Raw genomic sequence first — 9,207 nt, forward strand, 5'->3', positions numbered from 1 at the left:
CCTGTTGTTTCGTCACCGTGGCGTTAGCCGTGTGGCAGGCTGCGTGTCCGTGATCGACGACTTCGCGAAGAACTACCTGCACGGCGACCTGCGTGAGCTCCGCGAGGTGGTGCTGTGGAAGCTCGACGGTCTGTCCGAGGCGGACGTGCGGCGTCCGGTGGTGGCGTCCGGGACGAACCTGCTCGGTCTGGTGAAGCACCTGACGTTGTCGGAGTCGCGGTACTTCGGTGAGGTGTTCGGGCGGCCGTTCCCGGAGCCGTTGCCGCGGTGGGACGACTTGTCGGCGCGTGGTGCGGACATGTGGGCGACTGATGAGGAGTCGCGTGAGGACGTCGTGGGTCGTTATCGGCGCGTGTGGGCGCATTCGGACGCGACGATTTCCGCTCTTGCGGTGGATGCTCCCGGTCATGTGCCGTGGTGGCCGCGTCCTGAGGTGATGTTGTTCAACGTGCTGGTGCACGTGGTGACGGAGACGGCTCGGCACGCGGGGCACGCGGACATTCTGCGGGAGTTGCTGGACGGTGCGACCGGTGAGGGCCGCTGACCTGGGTTTTTGTGCTACTCCCCCAGGTCAGGTGTGCAGGCCGCGCAGGAGGGTGGCGAGGTAGCGGCGTGCGGTGGGGAGCCGGTCGGTGGCGTTGTCGCCGTGGACGTAGGTGGCGTAGGCGATGCCGCACATGAGTGGGACGAGGTCGCCGTCGGCGAGGTCGGGGCGGATGGCTCCGGTGTCGCGGGCGCGGGTGAGCAGTTGGGCGCCGAGGTCGAGGATGCGGTGTTTGAGCTGGGTGGTGGCGGTGAGGACGTCGGCGGCGGAGGCGGACACCTTGGCGAGGGCCGGGTCGCTCACCTGTGCTTCGACGAGGCGGGTGAGGTAGCCGGCGAGGGCTCGCCAGGGGTCGTCGTCGTGGAGTGCTTGTTCGCCGTGGGTGGCGAGTGCTTCGAGGCGGGGTGTGGCGACGGTCTCGAGGAGTGCTTCGGTGGTCGGGAAGTGCCGGTAGACCGTGCCGACGCCGAGTTCCGCGCGGCGTGCGACGTCGTTGAGCTGCAGCGGGGTGCCTTCGTCGACGAGTTCTCTGGCGACGGTGACGATGCGGTCCCAGTTGCGGGCGGCGTCCTTTCGCTGCGGGGTCATGGGTCCAGCCTAATTGGATACCTCATCCGTTACGCGGTGGAGTGGTGCGTGCTTTTCGCTGAGTGCGCGGACGGCGTGGACGGTGCGGGGGTCGGTGGCGGTTTTGGTGGGTGTGACGGGGGTGCTGTGGCGTCCGATGACGGTGCCGGTGGGGAGGGTGTCGTCGGTGGCGGCGCGGAGTGAGGGTTGTGCGGCGAGGGCGGCGGGCCGGGAGGTGGCGCGTTGGAAGGTGCGCAGGACGAGGGGCCAGAACAGGCGCAGGGCGGGCGAGACGATCTGGGGTGTGCGGGAGCTGCCGTCGGTCATGTCGGTGTCGGCGCCTCCGGGGTCGGCGGCGAGGACGGTGATGCCGCTCCCCCTCGCCCGCAGTCGTTGGGCGAGGTCGAGGGTGTAGGTGAGGTTGGCGAGCTTGGCGCGTCCGTACCAGTGGAAGCCGTAGTAGCCGCCGGGTGGTTCGACGGTGTCGAAGGTTTTCTTGGCGACGATGACGGCGCTGGAGGTGACGTTGACGATGCGTCGGGTGATGACGGGCAGGAGGAGTTCAGTGAGCAGGTAGGGCGAGAGGTGGTTGACGACGAAGGTGGCTTCGACGCCGTCGAGTTCGGTGTGGTCGGGGTACATGGCGCCGACGTTGTTGACGAGGAGGTCCAGCTCCCCTTCGGCGGCGATGGTGGCGGCGAGTGCGCGTACCTGGTCGAGTGAGGCGAGGTCGGCTTGGAGGAAGCGGGCGGGCTCCCCTGCTTCGGCGTTGATCTTTTCGACGGCTTGTGCGCCGCGTTCGGGGTTGCGGCCGACGACGGTGACGGCGTAGCCGGCTCGGGTGAGTCCGAGGGCGGTGTGGAGTCCGATGCCGCCGGTGGCGGCGGTGACGACTGCTTTGGGTGTCATGACGACCTTCAATCCGGATAGGGATTCCACTTCCGCTTCTGACGCTAGCACATCCGGATGAGGTATCCGCTTGTGTGTGGTGCAGAATCCGCGCCGTGGATCTCGGGGTGGTCGGTCAGGCGGCGGGCATGTTCGCGGTGACGAACGTCGACGACCTGGTGATCCTCGCGTTGTTCTTCTCCCGCGCCCGTTCGGTGTGGCAGGTAGTGGCGGGCCAGTACCTGGGCTTCGCCGGGATCCTCGCCGTGGCGGTGCTGGGTGCGCTGGGCGCGTCGCTGCTGCCCGAGCAGTTCCGCCCGTGGCTGGGTCTGATCCCCCTGGCGCTGGGGTTGAAGGCGGCCTGGTCGCTGTGGCGCGATTCCGGCGGCGACGACGAGCCGGCCGAGGCTCCGGGGCTGCTCGCGGTGGCCGGGGTGACGCTGGCGAACGGCGGCGACAACATCGGTGTCTACGTGCCGGTGTTCACCGTGGCGGACTCGTTGTGGCTGTACGTGGTGGTGTTCCTGCTGCTGGTGGGCGTGTGGTGCCTGGCGGGCTGGTTCCTGGCCTCGCGGCAGGTGGTGGCGGGGGCGCTGGCGAAGTGGGGGCACGTCGCGTTGCCGGTGGTGCTGGTCGTGATCGGCCTGCTGGTGCTGTTCTCGGGCTGACGCCCGGTCAGGCGGGCCACTGCGGCAGCGGCCGGGCCGGGTCGTGCACGGCGGCTTCGAGGGAGGCCGCGATGGAGGTCAGCTCCCCTTCGGTGAGGTCGCGCTCCCCCACGTGCCGCAGGATCTCGGTCCGGGAGCACACCACCACGGCGCCGGTGTGGCCGCCGAGCTCGGCGGCGGCGACGATCGCGGTCCGGCCGTGGTGCACGACCAGGACCGGGTCGGGCGTGTCGGTGTAGAGCAGCCGCTCGATGTCGCGCCCGGTGATGGCCATGCTCAGTCTTGTACGGCTCGCGTGTACCGGGCCGCAAGAGAGCGAACGTGTGCCACGAGCTCGGGTGGTGAGGTGACCTCGAAGTCGAAGCCGAGCATGCCGATCCACACGGCGAGGTTCTCGACGGAGTCGGAGCCGGTGACGAGCACGCACGAGTCGTCGTCGACGGCCTCGACGGTGCCGATCGTGGAGTTGATGCGGGCGGCGACGGCGGCCGCGGGTGCGTGGACGGTGACGCGGGCCTGGAAGCGCCAGGCGGCGGAGGCGACGCGGGAGGCGACGAACGTGGTGGCGTCGAAGGTGCGGGCGGTGAAGCGCGGGCCGTGCGGCGGGGTGGGCGGGGTGATGCGGTCGACGCGGAAGCTGCGCCAGTCGGCGCGGTCGAGGTCCCAGGCGACGAGGTACCAGCGGCGGCCCCAGTTGACGAGGCGGTGGGGTTCGACGCGGCGGCGGGTCGGGACGCCGTCGTGGGAGCGGTAGTCGAAGCGGATGGTCTCGCTGTCGCGGGTGACGGCGGCGAGGGTGGTGAGCAGCTCCGGGTCGAGGGCGGGGGCGGCGTGGTCGCGCGGGACCTGTTCGACGTGTTCGAAGGCGGAGACGCGGTGGCGCAGGCGGGAGGGCAGGACCTGTTCGAGTTTGAGCAGGGCGCGCAGGGAGACCTCCTCCAGGCCGGTGACGGGGGCGGTGCGCAGGGCCACGGCGACGGCGACGGCCTCGTTGTCGTCGAGCAGCAGCGGGGGCAGTTCGGCGCCGGCGCCGAGGCGGTAGCCGCCGAAGGAGCCGGTGGTGGCGTTGACCGGGTAGCCGAGCTCGCGCAGGCGGTCGACGTCGCGGCGGACGGTGCGGGGGCTGATGCGCAGTTCGTCGGCGAGTTCGCTGCCCTGCCAGTCGCGGCGGGACTGGAGCAGTGCGAGCAGGCGCAGCAGGCGGGCCGAGGTTTCCAGCATGCCGCGAACTTTAGGACAGGGGCTGGCCGCAAGGCCCGTTAGCCTCGGGTTATGACGGAGATCAGGGAGTTCCGGGTCGCGGTCGACGAGGCGGACGTCGACGAGTTGCTGCTGCGGCTGGCGCGGACGCGGTGGACGGACCAGGTGCCGGGTGCGGGGTCGCGGTACGGCGACGACGTGGCGGACGTGCGGGAGGTGGCGCGGTACTGGGCCGAGGAGTTCGACTGGCGGGCGGTCGAGGCGCGGCTCAACTCCTACCCGCAGTTCCTCACCGAGATCGACGGTACCGGCGTGCACTTCCTGCACGTCCGCAGCGCCAACCCGGAGGCGTTGCCGGTGGTGCTGATCCACGGCTGGCCGGGGTCGGTCATGGAGTTCGTCGACGTCATCGAGCACCTGCGGGAGGACTTCCACCTGGTGATCCCGTCGATCCCCGGTTTCGGTTTCTCCGGGCCGACCACCGGCACGGGCTGGCACTCGGGGCGGATCGCGGCGGCGTTCGCGGAGCTGATGGCGCGCCTGGGCTACGAGCGGTACGGGGTGCACGGCAACGACGCCGGGGCGCTCATCGGGCCGGAGATGGGACGCGTCGATCCCGAGCACGTGGTGGGGGTGCACGTCACGCAGATCTTCTCGTTCCCGTCGGGCGACCCGGCGGAGATGGAAGGCCTCACGCAGGACGACCACCGGCGGCTGGGCGTGCTGCAGAACTTCTGGGAGTCGATGTCGGGGTATGCGAAGCTGCAGCAGTCGCGGCCGCAGAACGTCGCGTTCGCGCTCGCCGACTCCCCCGCCGGGCAGCTGGCGTGGACGATGCAGCTGATGGGCGAGCCGGCGGTGACGCGGGACTTCCTGCTGGCGAACGTGTCGATCTACTGGTTCACCACCACGGCCGGGTCGTCGGCGCGGCTGTACTACGAGGACGCTCACCGCGAGGACGCCCCGCACGGGCCGACGACGTTCCCGATGGGGGTCGCGGTCTTCCCCGACGACTTCCAGACCATCCGGCGCTTCGCCGAGCGCGATCACCACAACCTGGTGCACTGGTCGGAGTTCCCGACCGGCGGCCACTACTCGGGGCACGACTCCCCCGCGCTGCTCGCCGGTGATCTGAAGGTGTTTTTCGCGAAGATGTAGGTCATCCCCCGGTATGGCTCAGTGGGTGGAAGCAGGTCTGTGGGGGTTGGCCGGCGGCGGCGCGCTCGTGGTGGGCGCGCTCGTCGCCTGGTTCGTGCGGGTGCCGCGGGACGTGGTGGCCGTGGTGATGGCGTTCGGTGCCGGTGTGCTGACGGCGGCCGCGGCGTTCGAGCTGGTGGACGAGGCCGAGCGCCGGGGCGGGCTGGCGGCCACCGCGGCCGGGTTCGCGGGTGGTGCGCTGGTGTACGTGCTGGCCAACGTGGCGCTGGCGCGGCTGGGTGCGCGGCACCGCAAGCGCAGCAGCAACCAGCCGTCGGAGAGCGACCAGGCGGGCAGCGGCACGGCGATCGCGGTCGGCGCGCTGCTCGACGGCGTCCCGGAGTCGGTCGTGCTCGGTGTGGGGCTGATCGGGGGCGGCGGGGTCGGGGTGGCGATGCTCGCCGCGGTGGTCATCTCGAACGTCCCGGAGGGACTGTCCAGTGTGGCCGGCATGAAGCAGGCGGGCCGCGGTCCCGGGTACGTGTTCGGGGTGTGGGGTGTGATCGCGGTGCTGAGCGGGCTGTCCGCGGCGTTGGGGAACCTGCTGCTCGACGGGGCGTCGCCGCAGGTCATCGCGGTGATCACGGCGGTGGCGGCCGGGGCGATCCTGGCGATGATCGCCGACACGATGATCCCGGAGGCCTTCGAGCGCACCCGTCTGTACACGGGTCTGTGCCTGACGGCCGGGTTTCTCACGGCGTTCGTGGTGGAGCGCCTGGGCTGACCGGCCCGTGGCGATCGGTGGGCTCCACGACGAGGACCACGCACTCTAGGCGCGCCAGACGGTGGCGCTGCGGGTCTCGGTGCTCTCCAGCGTCAACGGCACCGGGACCTCGTAGCGCGCGCACCGTGCGAACCGGTCCCGCGGCAGGTGCGCGCGGTCGGGGTCGCCGAGCAGCACCAGCGCTCCCCGTGCCGCGGCCCTGGTGAGGAACGGCAGCACGAGCGCGGTGATCTCGGCGTCGTAGAAGACGTCCCCGGCGAGCACGACGTCGGCGCCGTGGGCGTCGCTGTCGAGCTGGTCGCCGGGCAGTGTCGTGACGGCGACGCCGTTGGCGGAGGCGTTGAGCTGGACCGCGGTGAGCGAGAGCGGGTCGATGTCGTTGGCGGTCACCGAGTCGGCGCCGGCCAGCGCGGCGGCGATCGCGACGAGGCCCGACCCGGACGCGAGGTCGAAGACCTTCCGGTCGCGCACCAGGCCGGGGTGGTCGAGCAGGTGTCGGGCCAGCGCCTGGCCGCCCGCCCACGGGAACGCCCAGAACGGCGGCTGGTCGTGGTCGGTCAGCTCCCACAGGTCCATCGCCTCGACCGCGCTGTGCAGCACCACCTCGGGCACCAGCGGCACCGGGGCGAGAGTGGTGTTGGCGAGCACGAAGTCGGACAGCGCAGGCGCGGACATGACGGAGAAGCTTAGGGGCCCGGGCGTGGCGGGCCGCAGAGTCGAAAGGCCATAGCGCACTCCTCGGGCGTGTCACGTTCCGCCGGTGACGCGCAGGATCGCGCCGGTGGCGTAGGAGGCCTCGTCGGAGAGCAGCCACGCGATGGCGTTCGCGATCTCGTCGGCCTCGCCGGGGCGGCCCAGCGGCACGCGGTCGGCGACGCGGTCGGGGCGGTCGGGCTGGCCGGAGAGCCGGTGGATGTCGGTGCGGATGGTGCCGGGTTGCACGCAGTTGACGCGGATCCCGCGCGGCGCGAGCTCCTTGGCCAGGCCGATCGTCATCGCGTCCACGGCCGCCTTGGTCGCCGCGTAGTGCACGTACTCCCCCGGGCTGCCCAGCGTCGCCGCGCCGGAGGACACGTTGACGATGCAGCCGCGGGTCATCCGCCGCGCGGCCTCCCGTGCCACGAAGAACGCGCCGACGACGTTGACGTCCACCACGCGCCGCAGGTCCTCGGTGCGCAGGTCGGCCAGCGGCCCGGACGGGGAGGTGATGCCGGCGTTGTTGACCACTCCGGTGGTGTCGTCCCCGGCGGCGTCGAACAGCCGTGCCACGTCGTGCTCGTCGGCGGTGTCGGCCCGCACCGCGAGCACCCCGAGCTCGTCGCTCAGCCGCTGCGCCTCGTCGGCGGCCTGGCGGTAGCTGATCACGACCCGATGGCCGTCGCGCACGAGCCTGCGCGCGGTCGCGGCACCGATACCCCGGCTTCCGCCGGTGATCACCGTTGTCATGCCGCCCACTCTAGCCATATATTCGGTGCCGAGTATTCGGGAGCGGACATGTCTTTCAAGCGTACGAACCCGCTGGCCCTGGCGGTGCTGGCCTTGCTGGCGGAACGGCCGATGCACCCCTACGAGATGGCGCAGACCATGCGGGAACGCCACCAGGAGGAGGTCGTCAAGCTCAACTACGGCTCGCTCTACACCGTGGTCGAGTCGCTGGCCAAGCACGAGCTGATCACCGCGAGCGCCACCCGGCGGGCCGGCAACCGGCCCGAGCGCACCGTCTACTCCGTCACCGCCGCCGGCACCGCGGAGCTGCACGACTGGCTGCGCGAGCTGATCGCCGTGCCCGCGAAGGAGTACCGGCGGTTCGAGGCCGGGATCTCGATGGTCGGCCTGCTGCCCCCGCCCGACGCGCTCGCCGTCGTGCAGCGGCGGTGCGCGGCCGTGGACGAGCAGCTCACCGCGCTGGCCGTGCTGCTGGAGCGGCTCGCGGGCATGGGGCTGCCGCAGCTGGCGTGGATCGAGCTCGACTACCGGCTGGCGATGCTGCGCGCCGAACGCGCCTGGCTGACCTGGTTCGCCACCGCCACCCGCGACGGCACCGTCGGCGGGTACGAGCACTGGGAGGACGCGCACCGATGAGACTGCTCTTCGAAGTGCAGGGCGTCGTGCACGCGCCGCTGGAGACCGTGCGCGCACGGATGTTCGCCGACGCCGGGGTGTCCGGCTCGCACCGGCTCGTCGACCGCGACGCCGGCGTCATCGCCTCCTGGGGCGACTGGTGGTACCGCGGCGAGGACTCGCTGCACCCCCATCCCGAGGGCGCGCTGCTCGTGCACCGCGTCTACAACATCGCACCGCAGGGCAACTGGGCTCCCTACCTCGCGAACAAGCTGTTCGTCGGCTACCGCGCCCGCCTGCGGGCTTCGCTGCGGCAGCGGATCGCGCAGCTCGAAGCCCCCAGCTGACCGCTGCCCCGGCGGGACGACCGTGTTTCGGCTTCGCCGGTTCGGTGAAGCCCCCGCCGTGACGACGGACAGCAGGACCTGCGATGCCCAAGATCACACCGGACAGGTAAGGGTGACCTTAGTCATCACCCGAACGGCCGTATAGAGTGTGCAGATGAGGTGCTCGACACTCTCCGGCTTCGCGGGCGAACCCCTGGCCGGCACGGCCGCGACCGCGACGGCGTGGCTGTGCCTGGAGCAGTCCGGCCCGTGGGGACGCGACGCCCTGACCGAAAGCCACCTCGACCCGGAGCTGGGCGCCGAACTGGCCCGCCGCGCCGCCGGCACCGGTGTGCGCATCCTGCTGATCCGCCGCCCCGGCCGCCACGCCGACGACCACGTCCCCGCGCGCCGCCGCCTGTACCTGGCCTCGACGAAGCCCGGCGCGTCCTGGCTGGAGCAGGCCGACCTCGCCTCCCCCGAGGAAGCCCTCGAGCTCGACTTCGAGGCACTGGGCGCCGGCCGGTCGACCGCGTTCGGCACGCCGGTCCACGACCCGTTGCTGCTGATCTGCACCAACAGCAAACGCGACGTCTGCTGCGCCCTGTACGGCCGCCCGATCGCCACCGCCCTGAACCTCTGGGAGTGCACGCACACCGGCGGCCACCGCTTCGCCCCCACCGGAGTGCTGCTGCCCACCGGTCACCTGTACGGGCGCATCGACCACCGGCTGGCGGAACGCGTCGTGACGGAGGGCATCCTCGCCGACCGCTGCCGGGGCCGCTCCTGCTTCACCCCGCGAGGCCAGGTCGCCGAGGTCGCCGTGCGGGAACGGATCGGCGAGACCCGCGACGTGCTGACGGTCGTGGCGGAGACCCCGGACTCGGCGACCGTGCGGCACGCCGACGGGCGCGAGTGGCGGGTGGGACTGGCCGAGCAGCCGGTGCCGCCGCGGCCGGCGAGCTGCGGGAAGTCCCCCGACATCGCGGTCGCGCTGGTGGCGACGGCGATCGACCAGCTGGTGAAGGTGCG

Annotated in this window: 13 protein-coding genes; 7 read left to right on the forward strand and 6 right to left on the reverse strand. The window is 71.5% G+C overall.

All coding sequences use genetic code 11. The annotated features are described in order from the left end of the window. The first annotated feature begins 49 nt into the window (after window positions 1-49). The gene (locus tag VF330_RS32685) at window positions 50-544 is read left to right on the forward strand and encodes a DinB family protein (protein ID WP_330855567.1); all 495 of its coding nucleotides are present in this window, start codon (window positions 50-52) and stop codon (window positions 542-544) included. A 27-nt stretch (window positions 545-571) separates the two neighbouring features. On the opposite strand, the gene VF330_RS32690 is transcribed toward VF330_RS32685, so the two are convergent. Together VF330_RS32690 and VF330_RS32695 are read right to left on the reverse strand one after the other, a co-directional pair. Beyond that, window positions 572-1,132 carry a TetR/AcrR family transcriptional regulator gene (locus tag VF330_RS32690; protein WP_330855568.1) on the reverse strand — a complete coding sequence of 187 codons (561 nt, stop codon included), beginning with the start codon at window positions 1,130-1,132 and terminating at the stop codon, window positions 572-574. Window positions 1,133-1,141: 9 nt separating this feature from the next. Further along, window positions 1,142-2,050: an SDR family NAD(P)-dependent oxidoreductase gene (locus tag VF330_RS32695; RefSeq protein ID WP_330855569.1), complete on the reverse strand. Its 909-nt coding sequence runs from the start codon at window positions 2,048-2,050 to the stop codon at window positions 1,142-1,144. 65 nt (window positions 2,051-2,115) lie between these two features. Between VF330_RS32695 and VF330_RS32700 the strand changes: the two genes are divergently transcribed. Further along, the gene (locus VF330_RS32700; protein WP_330855570.1) at window positions 2,116-2,667 is read left to right on the forward strand and encodes a cadmium resistance transporter; all 552 of its coding nucleotides are present in this window, start codon (window positions 2,116-2,118) and stop codon (window positions 2,665-2,667) included. A 7-nt stretch (window positions 2,668-2,674) separates the two neighbouring features. On the opposite strand, the gene VF330_RS32705 is transcribed toward VF330_RS32700, so the two are convergent. Next, a complete protein-coding gene (locus VF330_RS32705) occupies window positions 2,675-2,941 on the reverse strand; it encodes a hypothetical protein (protein ID WP_330855571.1) in 267 nt (88 codons plus the stop codon). Between the two features lie 2 nt (window positions 2,942-2,943). Further along, window positions 2,944-3,888, reverse strand: a complete 945-nt coding sequence (locus VF330_RS32710) for a YafY family protein (protein WP_330855573.1) — start codon at window positions 3,886-3,888, stop codon at window positions 2,944-2,946. A gap of 51 nt (window positions 3,889-3,939) precedes the next feature. Between VF330_RS32710 and VF330_RS32715 the strand changes: the two genes are divergently transcribed. Both VF330_RS32715 and VF330_RS32720 read left to right on the forward strand, forming a co-directional pair. Continuing rightward, window positions 3,940-5,025 carry an epoxide hydrolase gene (locus VF330_RS32715; protein WP_330855574.1) on the forward strand — a complete coding sequence of 362 codons (1,086 nt, stop codon included), beginning with the start codon at window positions 3,940-3,942 and terminating at the stop codon, window positions 5,023-5,025. A 13-nt stretch (window positions 5,026-5,038) separates the two neighbouring features. Further along, on the forward strand, window positions 5,039-5,788 hold the full coding sequence (locus VF330_RS32720; protein WP_330855575.1) for a ZIP family zinc transporter: 750 nt from the start codon (window positions 5,039-5,041) through the stop codon (window positions 5,786-5,788). Window positions 5,789-5,833: 45 nt separating this feature from the next. Here VF330_RS32720 and VF330_RS32725 read toward each other — a convergent pair whose 3' ends face one another. Further along, window positions 5,834-6,463, reverse strand: coding sequence for a class I SAM-dependent methyltransferase (locus VF330_RS32725; RefSeq protein ID WP_330855576.1), 630 nt, complete (start codon window positions 6,461-6,463; stop codon window positions 5,834-5,836). Between the two features lie 72 nt (window positions 6,464-6,535). Continuing rightward, the gene (locus VF330_RS32730) at window positions 6,536-7,234 is read right to left on the reverse strand and encodes an SDR family oxidoreductase (RefSeq protein ID WP_330855577.1); all 699 of its coding nucleotides are present in this window, start codon (window positions 7,232-7,234) and stop codon (window positions 6,536-6,538) included. 48 nt (window positions 7,235-7,282) lie between these two features. On the opposite strand from VF330_RS32730, the gene VF330_RS32735 reads away from it, so the two are divergent. The 3 genes from VF330_RS32735 to VF330_RS32745 all read left to right on the forward strand — a co-directional run. Beyond that, a complete protein-coding gene (locus VF330_RS32735) occupies window positions 7,283-7,870 on the forward strand; it encodes a PadR family transcriptional regulator (protein WP_330855578.1) in 588 nt (195 codons plus the stop codon). Continuing rightward, window positions 7,867-8,196, forward strand: coding sequence for a hypothetical protein (locus VF330_RS32740; RefSeq protein ID WP_330855579.1), 330 nt, complete (start codon window positions 7,867-7,869; stop codon window positions 8,194-8,196). The genes VF330_RS32735 and VF330_RS32740 overlap by 4 nt, the downstream gene beginning before the upstream one ends. A 154-nt stretch (window positions 8,197-8,350) precedes the next feature. Continuing rightward, on the forward strand, window positions 8,351-9,207 hold an 857-nt coding region (locus VF330_RS32745; RefSeq protein WP_330855580.1), incomplete at its 3' end, for a sucrase ferredoxin.

Source organism: Lentzea sp. (genome assembly GCF_036380075.1).
Taxonomy (GTDB): domain Bacteria; phylum Actinomycetota; class Actinomycetes; order Mycobacteriales; family Pseudonocardiaceae; genus Lentzea.

Bases quoted from the DNA above. Each gene is read 5' to 3' on its own strand.
- VF330_RS32690 (WP_330855568.1), bottom strand. From the start codon at position 1,132: ATGACCCCGCAGCGAAAGGACGCCGCCCGCAACTGGGACCGCATCGTC.
- VF330_RS32705 (WP_330855571.1), bottom strand. From the start codon at position 2,941: ATGGCCATCACCGGGCGCGACATCGAGCGGCTGCTCTACACCGACACG.
- VF330_RS32710 (WP_330855573.1), bottom strand. From the start codon at position 3,888: ATGCTGGAAACCTCGGCCCGCCTGCTGCGCCTGCTCGCACTGCTCCAG.
- VF330_RS32715 (WP_330855574.1), top strand. From the start codon at position 3,940: ATGACGGAGATCAGGGAGTTCCGGGTCGCGGTCGACGAGGCGGACGTC.
- VF330_RS32720 (WP_330855575.1), top strand. From the start codon at position 5,039: ATGGCTCAGTGGGTGGAAGCAGGTCTGTGGGGGTTGGCCGGCGGCGGC.
- VF330_RS32725 (WP_330855576.1), bottom strand. From the start codon at position 6,463: ATGTCCGCGCCTGCGCTGTCCGACTTCGTGCTCGCCAACACCACTCTC.
- VF330_RS32730 (WP_330855577.1), bottom strand. From the start codon at position 7,234: ATGACAACGGTGATCACCGGCGGAAGCCGGGGTATCGGTGCCGCGACC.
- VF330_RS32735 (WP_330855578.1), top strand. From the start codon at position 7,283: ATGTCTTTCAAGCGTACGAACCCGCTGGCCCTGGCGGTGCTGGCCTTG.
- VF330_RS32740 (WP_330855579.1), top strand. From the start codon at position 7,867: ATGAGACTGCTCTTCGAAGTGCAGGGCGTCGTGCACGCGCCGCTGGAG.